Annotated in this window: 9 protein-coding genes and 1 pseudogene; 3 read left to right on the forward strand and 7 right to left on the reverse strand. The window is 63.4% G+C overall.

Features of this window, described 5'->3' with window-relative positions; genetic code table 11:
- Positions 1-139: pseudogene (locus HG542_RS35585) on the reverse strand (site-specific DNA-methyltransferase); the annotation flags it as partial.
- A 97-nt stretch (positions 140-236) separates the two neighbouring features.
- On the opposite strand from HG542_RS35585, the gene HG542_RS32915 reads away from it, so the two are divergent.
- From HG542_RS32915 to HG542_RS32925, 3 genes are all read left to right on the forward strand, one after another.
- Complete coding sequence (locus tag HG542_RS32915; RefSeq protein ID WP_171088000.1) at positions 237-620, forward strand: hypothetical protein; 384 nt, start codon at positions 237-239, stop codon at positions 618-620.
- 88 nt (positions 621-708) lie between these two features.
- Positions 709-2,166, forward strand: coding sequence for an ATP-binding protein (locus HG542_RS32920; protein WP_171088002.1), 1,458 nt, complete (start codon positions 709-711; stop codon positions 2,164-2,166).
- The gene (locus tag HG542_RS32925) at positions 2,163-4,139 is read left to right on the forward strand and encodes a Druantia anti-phage system protein DruA (protein WP_171088004.1); all 1,977 of its coding nucleotides are present in this window, start codon (positions 2,163-2,165) and stop codon (positions 4,137-4,139) included. Before HG542_RS32920 ends, HG542_RS32925 begins: the two co-directional genes overlap by 4 nt.
- A gap of 147 nt (positions 4,140-4,286) precedes the next feature.
- Here the strand turns inward: HG542_RS32925 and HG542_RS32930 are convergent, their stop codons facing one another.
- The 6 genes from HG542_RS32930 to HG542_RS34600 all read right to left on the reverse strand — a co-directional run.
- Entirely contained in the window at positions 4,287-5,486 is a 1,200-nt protein-coding gene (locus tag HG542_RS32930) for a hypothetical protein (protein ID WP_171088006.1), read from the reverse strand.
- On the reverse strand, positions 5,483-6,049 hold the full coding sequence (locus tag HG542_RS32935) for a DUF4365 domain-containing protein (protein WP_171088008.1): 567 nt from the start codon (positions 6,047-6,049) through the stop codon (positions 5,483-5,485). The genes HG542_RS32930 and HG542_RS32935 overlap by 4 nt, the downstream gene beginning before the upstream one ends.
- A 138-nt stretch (positions 6,050-6,187) precedes the next feature.
- Positions 6,188-11,755: a DEAD/DEAH box helicase gene (locus HG542_RS32940; protein ID WP_171088010.1), complete on the reverse strand. Its 5,568-nt coding sequence runs from the start codon at positions 11,753-11,755 to the stop codon at positions 6,188-6,190.
- Positions 11,752-12,783 carry a Druantia-type antiviral defence protein DruD gene (gene druD / locus HG542_RS32945; RefSeq protein WP_171088012.1) on the reverse strand — a complete coding sequence of 344 codons (1,032 nt, stop codon included), beginning with the start codon at positions 12,781-12,783 and terminating at the stop codon, positions 11,752-11,754. Before druD ends, HG542_RS32940 begins: the two co-directional genes overlap by 4 nt.
- A 56-nt stretch (positions 12,784-12,839) precedes the next feature.
- A complete protein-coding gene (locus tag HG542_RS32950; RefSeq protein WP_171088014.1) occupies positions 12,840-15,674 on the reverse strand; it encodes a hypothetical protein in 2,835 nt (944 codons plus the stop codon).
- 270 nt (positions 15,675-15,944) lie between these two features.
- The coding region (locus HG542_RS34600) for a hypothetical protein (RefSeq protein ID WP_218039102.1) at positions 15,945-16,169 on the reverse strand (225 nt) is incomplete at its 5' end.

Consider the following 16,169-nt stretch of genomic DNA (forward strand, 5'->3'; position numbering starts at 1 on the left):
CCTCCGGCCCGGCGAGGACGAAGTCGTCCTTCGTCAGCTCCGCGCGGAGTCGCTGTTCAGCGGCCTCGGCGCAGTCTAAGGAGAGTTCGACGCCGACGAAGCGTCGTCCTTCGCACAGCGTGGCAACATGTGCGGCTCCTCGATCTCCTCACCGCCGACATGCACTATGCCCGCGTTGCCCCATTTTGCCAGAGGGGATGGCGCACACCCCCTTCGCCTTCAGTCATGATGCTCACATGGCCACCATCCAATCCGCAGCCGAGATCACGCCCCTTTTGGACCGCATCAAGGGGCAGAAGATCGCCGCGCTCCAGGTGCTCGGCATCAACTCGTTGAAGTCTCTCTCGCCATCTCCCGAGGCACTCGCAGGTGAGGTGGTGACTGCGACGGACATCGTCGAGCGGATCATCAGCATCAACACCGCCAGCCACATCATCTCGTTTGATCTCCAGCGGACCGGTCGTGTTGTCTTGCTCGAGGCCGCAGAGCCCTATCGGTTGGCTGTCGGGGCCGTCCGCCCTACCGTGCGCCTCGTCATGAACGATGGATCAGGCCTGGACCTCACCGAACCCGCCAAGACGAAGCGAATCACGGTCACGATCGCGGCCCGGCCTAAATGACCTTGCCGCAACGAAACGATCAACTTCCCAGGCGGCATCGATGCAGCTACTCTCGACGCAGGGACACGAGCACGTCATCGGGAGAGGCATGGCCCAGCAGAACCACCGCAAGGACGACCTTCTGGTCTCCTACAACTTCATCCGCGCAGTCCGAGAGTCGGGCTACGTCAGCCTCTCGACAGCCCTGGCTGAACTCGTCGACAACTCCCTCCAGGCGGCCGCCACGGAGGTCGCGGTCACAATCGCGCGCCCCGTGGCAGGCGGCCTCCCGGAGATCCGGGTCGAGGACAACGGGGAAGGCATGTCGCGCTCAGAGATCGAGGCGTGCCTCCGATTCGGCGGTTCATCGCGCTTCGACGAGCGGCAGTCGTTCGGTCGGTTCGGAATGGGCCTGCCGGCCGCATCCCTTAGTCAAGCTCGGCGGGTCGAGGTAACCTCTTGGCAGAACGGCAAGGCGGCAAACCAGGTCTTCCTGGACGTTGATGCGATCGTCGCAGGAGCTCCGGTTGACCTTCGCGCCCGCCGCCGGACTGGTGGCACCACGGGGTCGGGCTGCCTGGTGGTCTGGCAAAGCTGTGACCGCATCGAGTATCGGCGCCTCGCTTGGCTCGAACGCGCCCTGCGCCGCGACCTCGGACGCATGTACCGACGGTTCCTGAGCAACGGCGATCTCACCTTGACCATCAACGGGAAGCGAGTCGATCCGATCGACCCCCTGCTCCTCACAGCCAACGTTGAGGGGCATAGCGCACGTCTGGCCTTCGAGCCGCTGCGCTACGAACTCGCCTCGTCATCGGGCGAGACCGCCTTCGTCACAGTTCGGTTCGCCATGCTTCCGGTTCACCACTGGCATCAGCTCGACAACGTGACCAAGCGACGCGTCGGCATCGTGGGCGGCGCCGGGGTCTCCATTCTTCGCGCCGGTCGCGAGATCGCAAGCGGCTGGCACCTGATGGGCGCGAAGCGAAAGGAGAACTATGACGACTGGTGGCGCTGTGAGATCGAGTTCGACCCTGTGCTCGATGAGCACTTCGGCATCACCATCAACAAGCAGGGCGTGCGGCCCTCCCAGATGCTGCAAGAAGCACTCGGGCCAGAGTTGGAGTCGATTGCTCGGCTGTTGAACTCTCGAGCACGTCAGGCCTTTGAGGAGGTCAAGTTTCGAGCGGCGACGGAGACGTCGTGCCGGATTGCCGAGGCCGCTGATCTCGACCTGCCCGTGATCCGGAGGGCAGGGAGGGGTTCAGGCGGTTTGTCCTACCGGATCGGATCACAGCAACTCCCAGTCGGGACCATGTTCACCTCGGCCCTGAAGCGGCGCACGCTCGACGTGACGCTGAACGTTGATCATCCTGCCTTTGCCGCGCTCTACCACCCGCTGCAGACACTGAGCGACGAGGCGGCAGGAGAACTGCGCGTCGCCCTCGAACTCTTCCTCTTGTCCCTTGCTCGCACCACAACGCTCCTGGGCCGCGATGGCCAGAACTGCGATACGCTCCTGCAACTTTGGAGCAGGACCTACGGACGGATGCTCCAGAAGTCATGAAAGAAAAGGCCGCGTTCCTTCCCCTCAGCCTGCCGACCGACGCCTCTCGACAGGAACGCCAAGGCTTCGCCCGCCTCTGCGCCCTGCTGGAGCCCGCCGCGGCCGACGGCAAGGGCGTGGGTGACCATGAGCATTGGATCAAAGCCGCCAAGATCACCAAACTCTATGAACAGCCTATGCTCGCGGCGGCCGCCCACTGCGTCCTCGACCTCGTGGACCAGGGCTGGACGGTCAAGGTGGACAAGTCCACAGCGGTCTTCGCCCCCCCATCCGCGCACGGCGACCGCGAGACAGAGAAGGCCCGGATCCGACGCCAGGAGCTCCTCCGTCGAGATGAACAACTCTGCAGGAGTAGCGTTCGACGATTCGTTGAGCGAATGGAGCGCACGCACGAGCACGGCGGCCGACTGGTCTCCGTCTTCAACCTGATGCGAGATGGCCGTGAGTTGGCAGACGCCCTTCAGCGCGCGGCCACGGCCGCGGACGCCATCAAACCCTATGTCCAGATCGTCGATTCCTCGACATGCGAAAGGACCGGATTCAAACTCCACGACATCTGGCGCTACTTCCGCCATACCTGGTCCAACGCCTACGCCACCGTCCCCGGCCGCTCGATGCCAATCTTGATCCGGGATGCCGCCACCGAGTTCCACACCGTGATTGGACTGGCAGCGATCTCCAGTCCGGTCGTCCAGATCGCCCAACGCGATCACTGGATGGGCTGGGAAACCGATCAGTTCCTTGAACATCTGCGCGCTGCGCCCACCGACGATGCCGCTTCATGGCTAGCCCAGCGGATCGAGGCTCAACGGAGCGAGATCTACGTCGATGACCTCCTGCGTGACGACATCCTCCAACCCACTGACCTGGTGACGCCCACCCCGGAGGCGATTGCCGCACTGCGAAAAGATGCCGACCGACACCACAAGAGGCATCACCAGACCAGCACGATCCGTGAGGTCCGCAGCATCGGGCGCGACGCGTGGGTGGAGCGCGCCAAGACCGACCTGTTTCGCAGCAAGCGTTCGGCAGCACTCGCTGATGCTCTGGAAATCGGAACCTTGCTCGGAGCCTACCTGTCTCCGCCCACAGCTGAGGGGCTCGCCAAGGCCTTCACCGATCCCAAGGCCCGTACCCAAATGCGTCGTGTGGTCCGTCGCGCGCGAGGAGAGCGAGTCGGCACTGTCATCGCCGACCTCACGGTCTGTGGCGCCGTGGCACCTTACAATGCCCTGGCCGCGGGAAAGCTCGTAGGAGCTTTGGCTGTCTCCCCTCCTGTGCTCGCAGCGTACCGCGAGAAGTACGCGCGACCGAGTGAGATCGCATCTGCGATGGCTGGCCGTCCGATCATGCGCGAGGCCCGCCTCTCCTTTGTCGGAACCACCTCTCTGTACGGCACCGGGTCAAGCCAGTACAACCGGCTGTTCTGGCCCGCCGAAGTCATGGGAGGAAGCCGCACTGCCCGGATGGGCTTCCACGAACTCGGACGTTCCCGCTCGTTCGGAACTTCCCACTTCTCTGAGGAGACCGTTAACGCACTAACCCGGCTGCCAGCGCTGCGCGGCTCGCTCGTCCGCGTGAACAGCCTCTTCGGCGAAGGCGTCAGTCCTCGCCTGCGCAAGGTCCGACTGGGGCTGGCGGCACTCGGATGGCCGGCCAACGAACTCCTCCGGCACGGCCGGGAACGCATCCTCTACGGTGTTCCGCTGGTCGAGAACCTCCGTGACTACTCACTCGGCGTCGACGAAGAGCCGCAGTACCTGCTGGACCCAGAACTACCCGAGGCTGACGCCAAGATCGCCGAATGGTGGTTCGGGCGCTGGTGTCGGCCGCGCGCACGACGCAAGGAAGTCCTTGAGTCCATGCGCGCCCACCGGCTGGTCCGCCCGGTTAAGCACGGTGCCCGCGTGCCGCTGCCCCCCCAAAACGTAGAACTGCCCGTCGGCGAGGGAATGCTCCCTCTCGCCGACTAGCCTGCACCTACGCAGCCGCTTGCACATCGCCCTCGTCGCTGGCTGCCACACACCCGGACCTCCAAGAGTGCGGCAACCAGCGGCCGGCGAGCACCGGTGCATTGAAGGCATCGATCGGGAACCGTTCGGACAAAGCGCACGCCAGCCCTAGTCTTCTCCCAGGTCCGGAGTTGAAGACCCTGAGATGTGACGCAGGAATCTCGAATCGACCACGATGTCGCCCGTCAGGCGCCAAGCACGGCGCTCGTAAGACAAGTCCCCGGTGACGGTGAAGGGGAGTTGACGCCTGTACGACATTATGGCCCAGCCATGATCGTCCCCTGCAAGCGGAACCTGAACCCGCAGGGCCCTGCCATTCACTTCCGCCGCGACGGTGACGATCGCCGCCTCGTCGCCGCTGGGCGTGGAGTCGTCGCGCGCAAGTGACTTAACGAGTCCGACCAGCGTTTCTCGGCGGACAGGCTCATCCCTCCGGATGAGCTGCTCTCGGATATGCGGGAATTCGACAATCAAGTCCCGATTGAACACAATCGTTGCCAGCCCTACGTCCGGCCTTCGCTCTGCGGCAGCCCACTCAAAAGAAAAATCCAGTGAATTGAGATGTTCCGGCGCCGACAAGTCTTCGAGCGACTCAAGTAGGCTCACGCTGAGACCCGAACTACCCGGAGAGATGGGGGACTGATTTCCTCCAGCTTGCGCCAGCAGCCTCGTGGCCTCCAGCCCTCTGGCCAGGGTCTCCATTACCCGCCGCGGGAAGGTGGTGGTCGGCTCCTCGGGGTCATTCGCCGGCTGGGAGTCGGCGGCGTCGCCCAGGCGCGTCACCACGGTGAAGACAAAGCTGCCCGGCTTAGTGTGGCCGAGCCTTACAGCTCCCTCCAGGAATTCTCCCACCGCTTGCGGCCTGCGCCCCTTGTGCGAGTGATTGGGGTCCGCGGTTGTCGTAGCCGAGGCTTTCATTATCTTATGGATCCCCTGCAGTGTCCTTTCCGCCTGCCTGAAGGGGATCGTGCCGTCGGTCATGTGCTGGTCGAGGCGAACGAAGAACAGATCGGCGCGCGTGGCCAGGACATGTTCGAGAAGTTGGCCTGCATCCCAGTCATGGATGTGTCCCAACGATTCCAGTGCATCGATGAACCGCGGCGTGAAGTCAGCAAAGTCCGTGGCCAAGGGGATCATGACCCGCGGCGCTGCCAGTAGTGGACCATCCGAGCGATAGCGCCAGACTTCGCGGACTCTTGACTGGCGCTGTTCCAATTCCCAATCTCGGGACGCGAGGAACTGAGATACTGCGGCGGGAGTCAACGCAGATGCGACCTCCCGGTACGTGTCAAATGCCGTCCGGCTCACCTCAGCCCCTCCTCTGCGTCGCCAATGGACTTCATGATGCCCCGAAGCTGATCACCCGTGAAAAGATTCCGACGCGGCAGATGGACTGTGTGGTAGTCCTTGATCGGTCCGTCGTATCTAAGGTTTTCGGCCGACTCCCAGAACATGCGGCTACGCGTGAACAGTCCCCATTCTTCGACACTCAGCCATGGCTCCGGTTCACGGGGTATCAGGAGCACGCCGAGATATGCCGGAATATATCGCTTGCTGCGCGTCAGTTTTCGAAATGGCTTCGCTTTCATCCGCCAAGTCATGCTATCATCTTTAAGCAGGCTTTCTTGGTAAGTGCACTTCAACTGAAGCTCGAATTGGGGACCGTAGTAGCCGCGGTACTCCGCCGACGAGACGATCGTGATGTCGACGCCTTCGTAGTCAGTCTCGTGAGGCTTGATGGAGCATCCGGCCGCATAGGCGATCATCCGCGTGAACGACACACTAAAGTGTTCCTGTAGTGCGGTGATGGGCACCTGGCCTTCCGCGAGGTCATCTTCACCCATCGCGTCTTCGATACCACCTGTTGGCATATACCCCCTCCTGGCTATTCCTGACGGCAGTCCAGCACCGTCATTCTGATTGCCGTTTCGGCGCGGATCCCGCTGCAGCCGCAGCAGGCCCGCCGCCCTCGGATTAAGGCGAGGCGGCGGGCCGTTGTCGGCTCTCGCTTAGGTCAGTGCCTGGAACACCTGGCCGCTGGCGAATGGGAGATTGCGTGAGATCACCATGTCGTCGATCAGATGCACCGGCACGCTGCCCAGTTCCTTCGCCAGACGCAGTTCGTCGGTGGGTGCCACGCCAGGGCTCAGCGGATCATGCACCCCGAAGATCCACTGCTGGTCGCCACGCCGCGCCAGAATGGGCGCGGTGACTGCTCCGACACCCTCGATTTCGACCTTGGCGCCACGCGTGAAGTTGGCGTTGCTCCCTCGACTGCTGAGGTCCTCGTAGAGGGTGTCGGCCGATCGTTCGAGTCGTTCCTCGTTCAGGGTCGGTTCCGTCCCGTGGATCAGGTACCGCAGCAGGCTGGCACCAACATGGCGGTCGAGAAGGCCGTGCTCGAAGCGATTCCGGAAGCTACGCAGACACCGGTAGCAGGACTGGTCGCAGTTCTCCGGGCAGTCCTCAAGGAGTTCCAGCGTCTGTTCGAGGATCTCCACGCCGTAGTCGTTGACCCTTCGGGTGAAGCCGGCTCCGCCAGCAAGCGTGTCGTAGACGTAGATCTCGGCTTCCAGGCCTTCCTTGCCCAGGGCAGTCAGCGCCGGCCGGTACTCCGCCTGCAGTTCCGTGGCCTCAATACCCAGCCTTCGGGTCGCCGCGATTGTGAGCGCCTCAGCGACTGAACGCAGTGCGATGTGCGTCGAGAGATTCGCTGGCCCCAGAGTGATCGGCGAGTCCACCTTGAAACGAACCAGGAGCACGTCCGAAATGAAGTCGGTGCCCAGCACCATGCCCCGGGTCGAACCGGTGCCGGGACATTCTGGCGCCTTTTCGTCTGGGTAAGGCTTCTTGTGGGTAGCGAGCAGTCTTCCCGTGGTCATAGCGGTCGGCTCGATGAGCCCACAACGGGTGCAGTAGGTGTATCCCTCGTTGCGGGGGCCGGTGTTTGTGACAAGCAGAGTCTCTCGGCGGTATGTCTGTGCCAGGCGGTCGGTGACACGCGTCCAGGCAGTCTCCTCCGTCGGCCCTGGTGCCATGAGCTTGGCGCGCGTCGCGTAACTGCGCGCGGGGGCGTCATCGGGACTGGTTCCCGGATCCTGTTCCGCTGGGTGCGCAAACCCAGGCGGTCGCATCCAGGTCTTGGCTTTGCCGAACTTACCCTCGGCACCGCAGGCCAGGCAGTCTCGCTCCTCTCCGCGTTCTGCCTCATCGAGGGGGAAGTGCTTGGCGTAGTGGCAGACCTGGCATTCGAAGTACAGCAGCCGTTCCTGCCATGCTTGAAAACGCTCTTTCTGGACTGGTGAGTAGATAGCTCCAGAGGTCCATTCCTTGTTGTCGATCCACACTACTTTGCCCGGTGCGTACTGGCTGAGTGCCACCGTGAGCCCCTGGCTGGCCGCATATTGGAACTCGGTGTTGAACCGCGTAGACCGGTTGACATCGAAGACGTGGAAGGCGACCACATCGGTCGGGAACGCGTACCGCGGCAGGACTCCCTTGTACAGGAGACGGTCAAGCAGGTTCTTCTGACTCCGTCGTGCGCTCGGCTCCTCCGCGCCTTCCTCATCTGAGGGTTCCCCCTCCACTCCAGTGGTCGCCAGTGGGGATACCCCCGCGTTGGCCTCCGTTGGCGCCCCGTCGAGGTCAAGCTCAAGGGCCCTGTCGATCTCGAAGAGCGTCCTCGTCACAATGTCTTGAAGGACTGCTGTACGGGCATCGGGGCTCAGCTCATCGGGAAGCCACGCTGCGACCTCTTCGCGTAGCGTGTTCTCCTTGCCCTTCAGCCACTCTTCGAGGTCTGTTCGGTTCAGCGGAGATGTTGTCCCTGTGAATTCGGTGACCTTCCCAAGAACTTCGAAGAGCTGGGGCTGGTCCTCGGGCTGGATTGCCGGCAGCCGATCCTGGTGGTAGCGCTGCAGCAGGTACGCGATGACATGGCGCCGTACGATTTCTTCGTTGTCCATCGTCAGCACCGGATCATCGACCTTTCCGCGGATCATCAGATCTGGCTGGCGGAAGTAGTGGTCGTCGTGAGTGTCAGCGCTGCCGAAGGCGAGCACGGTGGCGACCGCGTTGCCCCGGCGGCCGGCCCGGCCCGCTCGTTGCTGGTAGTTGGCACGAGAGGGCGGCATGTTGCGCAGGGCTACACCAGTCAGGCTGCCGATGTCGATGCCAACTTCCATGGTGGTCGTGCATGACAGCACATCAATGGCGGCGCGCGACTGCTCTCCCTCCCGGGACAGGCCAAGATCAACGTCCTGGAAGAGCAACTCGTGCTCCTCAGCCTTGGAGAATACGGCGTCAGACTGTGCGGCGTTAAGCTGCGCTGTGTGCTCGGCGGCGATGATGCTCATCGGCAGCTCAGGTGGGTTGTTGAGAGCCCGGACCGCGCTGGCCCGGTAGTAGCCTTTCCGGGCCTGGAAGACCGGGTCAGTATCGGGGTCGAGGGTGCGGACTCGATCAGCGCCGCAACTGGTGCACTTGTGGCTACCGGGAAGTGGCCGCTGTGTGAAGCGACACCGCTCGCAGTAGCCCCACTGCCCACCGAGCTCCAAGGCCAAATTCGAGGCAGAAATCCGGTACGCACCACTACCTACCGATTCGCAGAAGGTTGCAAGCAGCGTCTGCAGCCACCCATCCCTGAACTTCTGCCTTGCGGCTTTCGATCCGAGGGATCGGTCGACGGACTCAAACCTTCCCGCGTGTGGCTGGACGCCACCCTTCTGCCTCCACCAGTCCCCGTCGGTCATCGACGGGAACCAGATCCCCGGGGTGCTCCACGCAGTCAGCCACAACCGGACAAGAGCGAGCTTGGCCTCGGCGCCCTCTGCGACACCACCGATGTCCGGCAACTTCGCGAGCAACTCGTCGGCGAGGTTCGCCCGCTCACGGATAGAGGCCAAGCCAAGCGATGCTAGCCCGTAGTACTTGTCCGTGAGCGTTGCATACATTGCCCGCAACAGCGACTGCGGCGGCGGGGCGGTGGTGAGGAGCGCACCCATTTCATTGAGGTTGCCTGTCAGCGCACCCTTGTCGATGGCCCGTGCGACCGTGCCCATCACATGAAGTGACTCCGTAGGACGCAGTTCCGGCCGCAGTCGCACTGACAGCACATGCGATCCGACCATGACAGCCACATACAGCTTATCCAGACTGAGCATCGGCCCCAGAACTTGGTGATTAGCGAGTTCCCGCCATCCGCGCAGGATCACGGGCCGCATGACGTCACGCAGCGAATATGTCTGCAGGTTGGGCGCAAGCCGCGCGGCGACCTGTCGAGAGTCAGAGAAGGCGAGCACCTTGCGACCGCGCAACGGTGCGAAATCGCTGGACGGTTTCGCACCAGGAGGCTGGACCTCGACCTGACGAGTCACCAATGCCTGGAAAGGCTGATCGCCCTTCGTCTGGTGATCCTGCACCGATGATCGGCCGAAGCCAGCGAGTCGCCCACACACACCGCAGGGCTTGAACTCGCCGTTCGCCTCACCCTCTTCGCCATCGTCGTCACTTCCGATGGACTCTCCCCCGCGGAGACGAGGAATGAACACGCTGCGCGTGCGCTCGCCGAGTTCCCCCGGTGGATTGAGCCGCCCGGTGATAAGGTCAAGGTCTGCGGGCTCCACCTTGGTTTCGTCACTCGACGGGGCCTCCAGCAGTAGGTCGAGCGCTTGGAGCTGGGGGATGGAGCCAGTCGCAGACTGGAACGCCCCACCCGGCTCGTGCCAGAGATGGGATGGTTCAAGTACATCGTCCGTATAGGCTCGCGCATAAGCGGAGCCACAGTGCCGGCACGTGTACAGCTCGAAAACGCGGGCTCCGCATCCGCAGGTTGCCTGCGGCTGGGCGTAGAGCTTGCCCACCGGCCCGGGTTCCGGGTACACCTCCCGGTCAGCTTCTGAACAGCCGGGATCGAGACAGGCCCACAGTCCCGCCAGCCCCCGGAAGAACGCATGCACGCGGCATGGCAGCAGTCCGGCGCCATCCGTTGACCGGCGAGCGGCGCTTCCGAGCGCTACCAGCATAGAGGCTGCCTTGTCGGCAAGATCCTTCTCCGCCATCGGAAAGATACGGGCGCCCAGTTCATCGACCGGATGCGCCCGTTCCATCGTCTCGTTTACGAGCAGATTCATCGGGGCGAAATCATTGAGGGCTTCGTAGAGCAGTTGGCCGGCCGTGGCCCCAGGCACCTCCTCAGTAACCCCCCGATAGTCCAGCAATCCACGGACTGCGGCGATGCGGTCCGCGTCTGTCTCTGCGTCGTAGAACGCCTGCATGGGTACGGCAGCGAGGACGTGTGCGTCCTGGACGTTGCCCGTGGTGGCGGGTTCCCGCAGGGCCAGCCGCCCTTCCACGGTCTTGAACTCGGCTGCAGACTTGCCACTCAACTGCGCGGCGAACTGGCGCGCGTACTCCGCGCTGGCAAAGCTCGCGCTCGTGCAGATCACCTGCAGCCGATCGGGCGTGATCCCAAGCCTTGCGCGGAGGCGACGCAAAAGGAGCGCCACCTCGGCGCCACCCGCTCCGCGGTAGAGGTGGGCCTCGTCGACGACGAGGAGGAACCTCTCATCCGGGTTGTTCTCCAACCATGCTCGGGTCGCGTCGAAGACCGGCCGCTCAAGCGGGCGCATGAGCATGTACTCAAGCATCGAGTAGTTCGTGATTAGCACGTCTGGCGGCGTGTCCAGCACTTCATGTCGCGTGAGAAGTTCGGGGTCATCGGGCCGGAGGACTGCACGAATGAACTCGCCGTCCCTGTTCTTCCAGCGGGAGCCGTGTTCTCCATACCAGGCCTTCAGGTCCGGTTTGGCCGGCCACTTTCCGCGCGACTGCAGCTTCTCAATGAGGGCGGACGCCTCGCCATGTCCTTGCGCCGCGGGTTTGGACGCCCGGTCGATCAGGTCGATGTAGAAGTCCTCAATCGAACGCAGCCGCTCCTGGTCCTTCTCGACCTGTCGTACACCGGGATAAAGAGTGCGACTGGTGTAGCGGGCGAAACGTGCTGGCCGTCCAGCCCATGCGGTGAACTGTGCGGTGACGCGCGGATCGCCGAGCAGCAGGCGAAGGCGTCCCAGTTGGTCGTTCACCAGCGCATTCATCGGGTAGAGAATCAGGGCTCTTACTGAAGGTGCTGCGAACGACTCAGGCTTGTGTGCAGCCTCCGCCGCGAGCTTCGCCAGCATCGGTTCGAGGAACGTTTCCGTCTTTCCAGAACCCGTACCGGTCGTGACCGCAAGGCTGAGGCCGTCGCGAATCGTCCACTCCAGGGCCTCCGCTTGGTGCGTGTATGGCGGGTCATACAGGAGTGGCTGGTGACCACCGAAGTGTGTACTCAGGCTAACAAGGAGCGCCCTGGTCTCTGCATCGAGTTCGAGATCACCGAAGCCTCGGCCAGTCTGGTAGCGGGGGGTACTCTCGATGAACGGCGCGCGGAAAAGCACGCCCTCCCGCTTGAGCAGCTCGCGACGCTGCTCGATCACGGTGGGGTGTCCCACGTGATACGTCGCCTCGATGTAGTCCCGAAGGGCCGCCTGAATACTGGCGACAGTCTCTGCGATCGTAGGCGCTTCCGCGGTCACGCCACTCCTCCCTCGTCCTTGACATGCATCCACAGCATGTCCATGAAGAACTCCGTTAGTTCGCCGATCGCCCAGAGTGGTACGCGATAGGAGATCAATGCGTCCCTGGCCCGCGGGACAGGGTGTCCCAAGAGTTCCAGGTAACGCTGTGCCCACCCGGGCACGGGGCCGAACAGATCCAGAGTCCGGCTCCCCGGGGCTCCTCCGGCGGCCCGGATACGCACGAGCTGCGGTCTTCCCCGTAGAGCGTCGATGGCTGCCTGAAGGCGCCACGCCTCGTCGCACGCCGGGACGGCAGGATCGTCAGTTGGCAGATCGATGAGCGCGCGAGGCGTGCCGCTCTCAACGCGAACAAGACACCACAAATCGGCGCCATACGCCTGCGGACGACGGGCGATGTAGTCTCCAGACTCGCCGTCGGCGGGGGGTCGCCAGCGGCCCCGGTAATAGAGAACCGTTGCCTCGGGGTCAAGGATCCTTAGGTCGCTGACAGGGCCGGACTGTGCTGCCCCGTCCAAACGTTGACGCATCGCGGCGACGATGGTCGCAGCGCGATCCGTGTTCGGTTGTCGGCGCCAGTCCTCAAGGTTGATCTCGTGCAGGCCCGCGGCCTGCAGTTGGGCTGGTCCCGTCTCGGTATCCAGTTCGATGGACCGAGCATGGCCATCGTGGCACACGTCTGCGCCGACAGATTCATCCAGGAGCGGGACGCCGTTGGGGCGAACACCGAGCAACAGGTACCGCCCGGACGCCTTCGTCACATACGAGGGTGGAGCAAGATAGAGCTTTCTTCCTCCACCATTCCTCTGGCTTGGGAGTTCGATGAGGTCCCCGATTGCCACCAGCAGATCCAACTGTGCGGCTAGCTGGCTGCGAGTAATCAAGGACGACTCGTCGAGAGGGCTGAGTGTCTCTATCACCGCGTCGACGAGTTCACGCTGCGTCGCCGGACAAAGGAAGGAAGCTGCGCGGCGAAGTGACGAACAGATCGCTTCAGGCGAGATCAGATCGGTCGCGGTCGCGTCCAAGCCCAGGGTGTGGACGGTACGTCTGGCGGCCTCACGGCCGCTGAGCGCAGTTATGTTCATCGGCCGACCCCGAAAGCCGGCTGGTTCGATGCGTCCCGGAGGGCCTCAGTCCCGAGAACGGCGAACCTAGCCGCCCGTATGAGGACAGGGGAAAGCAGCACGCATCGCAGAAGTCGGTCTCGTTCGGCATCCGCCCAGCTTGCGACAGAGCCTGGCCGGCTCGCGAGCGCCAGCAGGAACTCTGCTGCAGCATGGTGGTCGCCCATGCCGCTGGACGGCACGAGGGCCTTAATCGCATCAGCAAATCCCTCGCTCAACGCGGCCGGTGAATCCAACCACTGCCAGAGATGACCTGCGATCTGCCGGGCAACGGCACGTTGTTTGGGGGCCGCCCCCACGAGCTTGCTCATCTCATCGAGCAGTTCGAGCTGCCGGTGTGCGCCGACCGGATCGCGCTTGCGTTCCAGTTTTGCCCACCGATGTCCGGCAACCAGGGACACAAGGGCCGTGGTGAGTGCCTCGAGGACTTGCTCCTGCTGATGATGAGCGAACGGGTCGGCAGGCAGATCGGCATCGAGCCACCAACGGTGACCTTCGATGAGCCGCTGGACCTCCATGAGTTGATCGTCCCAGCACCGCGGGACAGCCGGGTGACGCTGCCGCAGACGGTTTGGCTCGGGCGGCAGGATGATCGCTGCCCTCATCTTGCCGGCGGTCGCCCGCAGCAGTCCTCCAGCCGCCGGTACGGCAATTGGTTGACGGGAATCGTACTGCTCGCCGACCAGCGGAGCTTCCACCGAAAACAGGTGCACGTGAGTGTCGCCGCTGCCTGTGCGATCGATCAGCCGCGCCTCATGGTGCCCACTGTGCTGCTTGGCGAGCACCCAGCGGAGCGGGTCGAAGCCCCGTTCGCAGACCATGGACGCGAAGCCCATGCCGTTCTGGAATACCGACACTTCACATGATTCGGCCTCTTCGTACGCGCTGAACAGTCTCTTCTTGCGCAGTTCCTGATCCGTCAGCCTCTCCCATGCGCTACCACCGAAGGGCACTGAGACGCTGCGATGCAGCTTTGCCAGTTCCCGTCCCTCGCCATCACGCAAGATGATCGCCAGTTCAGCCTTTGTCTGTAGCGGACCGTCGATCGAGAGACTGGCCCGGCCGTCCCAGAGCTCGGTCATCTTTGGGCGCGCTGGGGTAGTGAACAGCCGGATCGCCGTACCTTCCGTCGCACCTTCACGGTTGGTGTGCAGGTCACGGATCGTGATCGCTAGCGATCCGCTAATGAGAGGGCGCCCCGCCTCTGAGGAAAGTAGCGAAACGTTCACATCATGCGTGCCCACGGCGAGGTCCTCAAGAGCAAAGATCAGCTCTGATTGGTCCTCCGGGAACTCCAGCACAATGGGGAGACCACGGTCTACGGTCACAACGCACTTCTCCGAGGCACGAGCACACGACACGGCCAGCATCGCCGGCTCCCCGGCCAGCCACTCGATGGCACCTTCTCCGTCCCAAGATCCTGGCACCAACCCGACAGGCCGAATCGAGACATCGGAGACCACTGCCAACCCTATTGCTGCGAGCTGATCAACTTCCGCTGCGCTGATGATCTGCGGCACCGTGAGGTCGAAGGCGTGCACGCCTTCGGCTGGGGCCATCGTCTGCACTATCCAGGACAGCGAAGGCGGTTTGCTGTCAAGCCGCCCGACCAGGCAGTACTCGTTGCCGGGCCGAACGAACTTGCCCTTGACCTCTATAGCCACCCCGCCCGATCGCTTCCTGAACACCCACCACGGACCCGGATCGATGGAGCAGTGCTCGGCGATCAGGTTGTTTACGGCCGTTGAGCCGCGCTCCAATTCGATGGCAGGAACGTCAGGTCGAGGCCAGGCGGACAGCGGCACTTTGTCGGGGTACAGCAGTCGTCCGCGGGCGAGCGGGCGAGGATGGCCTTCCACCCTTGCGCGCAGACTCCGAAGCTCTTGATCGACCTGCTGGTGCCGAGCCTGCAACGGCGTGAGATCAGGCAGTTCCAGATACGGATGCCAACCGCCGCCCTGATGCCGTAGGAGCAGCTTTGGGTTGGTGACAGCCGGAACGCGCCTATTTCTCTGCGCGGGCGTGTCACCAGTTGCCTTCGAAAGGAATCCGCTGGAGCGGATCACGTCTGCTGACTGCCTGGCGCGGGCCAACCAACTGCGCGACGATTGTTCGTTGCTCAGACCGGCGACCAGGCGAACGAGCGTTGATCGCACCAGGTAGGGGGTCTCTTCGTCGTCACCCGAGAGCAGCGCAACCGCGACCTGGCCCAGAAGGCTCTGGTTGGCGCAGAAGATCCGGAATCGCTCACTGTATCCGCCCGTGCGCGACGCCAGACATGCGCCCAACGCATTGGGATCTGCCAGTAGTTCCGCGCTCAGTACCCCGCGCGACTCGAACAGAAGCTGGGCCATTTGCCGCTGGAGGTCCGCTGGCATCACAGCGTGTGTGATGGGCCAGGCAATGATGTTGAAGTTAGCGGCGAAGCCGCCACGCGGCTCCGCGCCGCCATAGTCGTGCGCGAACTGCTTGAACCACTGCTTGATGCGATTCCGGTTGCGGGGGACGTTCCACTGCGGGCCGCTCTCCCACCCCGGCGCCCTCTGTGCCAGGAGGGGCCAGTACTCGTCCCCGACATAGTCGTAGCCGATCTCCGCGGCAAACACGACGAAAGGTAGCCACCAGGTGCGGTACCGAGCATCGAGTCCATGTGCCACAGCCCCGCGCACCGCAGCCAGGAGCAACTCAAGGTCATCGCCGCTGAGGTCATGCTCCAGCGCGAAGACAGGAGCTGCCGGCTGCAGTGCCTGGCGACGTTTGTGAAGCATCCGAAAGTGGTCATCGAGCTTCATGTGCAGGTACTTGAGGACCTCTATCGACCCGCCACGTGCCATCCCCTCCACGCTCGATACCACTCCTCTCGTGTCGCCTGCCCTTGACGCGTTGTAGACAAGGGTAGTGACACTCGGAGGACAGATCGCCACTTACCGTAGATCACGGCGCCGCAGTCCGGTGAGGACCGCAGACGAGCCAGGTCCGATCGAGGCGCCCGCACCTACGTGCGGTGCCCGACGAGTTGGACAAGGTACCCACCCGTCGGGCTGAGATGGAGGTCACGGCTCTCACCCAGACATCGCTTTCCGGCGGATGGTGAACTCGCCTCCGTCATCTTCCGCCCGAGGCAGGAGGGATCCTGGGTCTACCTCGAGATCGATCCGGGCGCGGTCGAGCTGGAGGAGGGATTCTCGTGCAATATGCGCGGTATCGGTCACCTCGGAGACCGGCGACCTGGAGGTGCGTACCGCCTCGGCGGCCGACCTGGAGAAGGCGGCACCGCTGATCCGGCG

Source organism: Streptomyces morookaense (assembly GCF_013030945.1).
GTDB lineage: Bacteria > Actinomycetota > Actinomycetes > Streptomycetales > Streptomycetaceae > Streptomyces > Streptomyces morookaensis.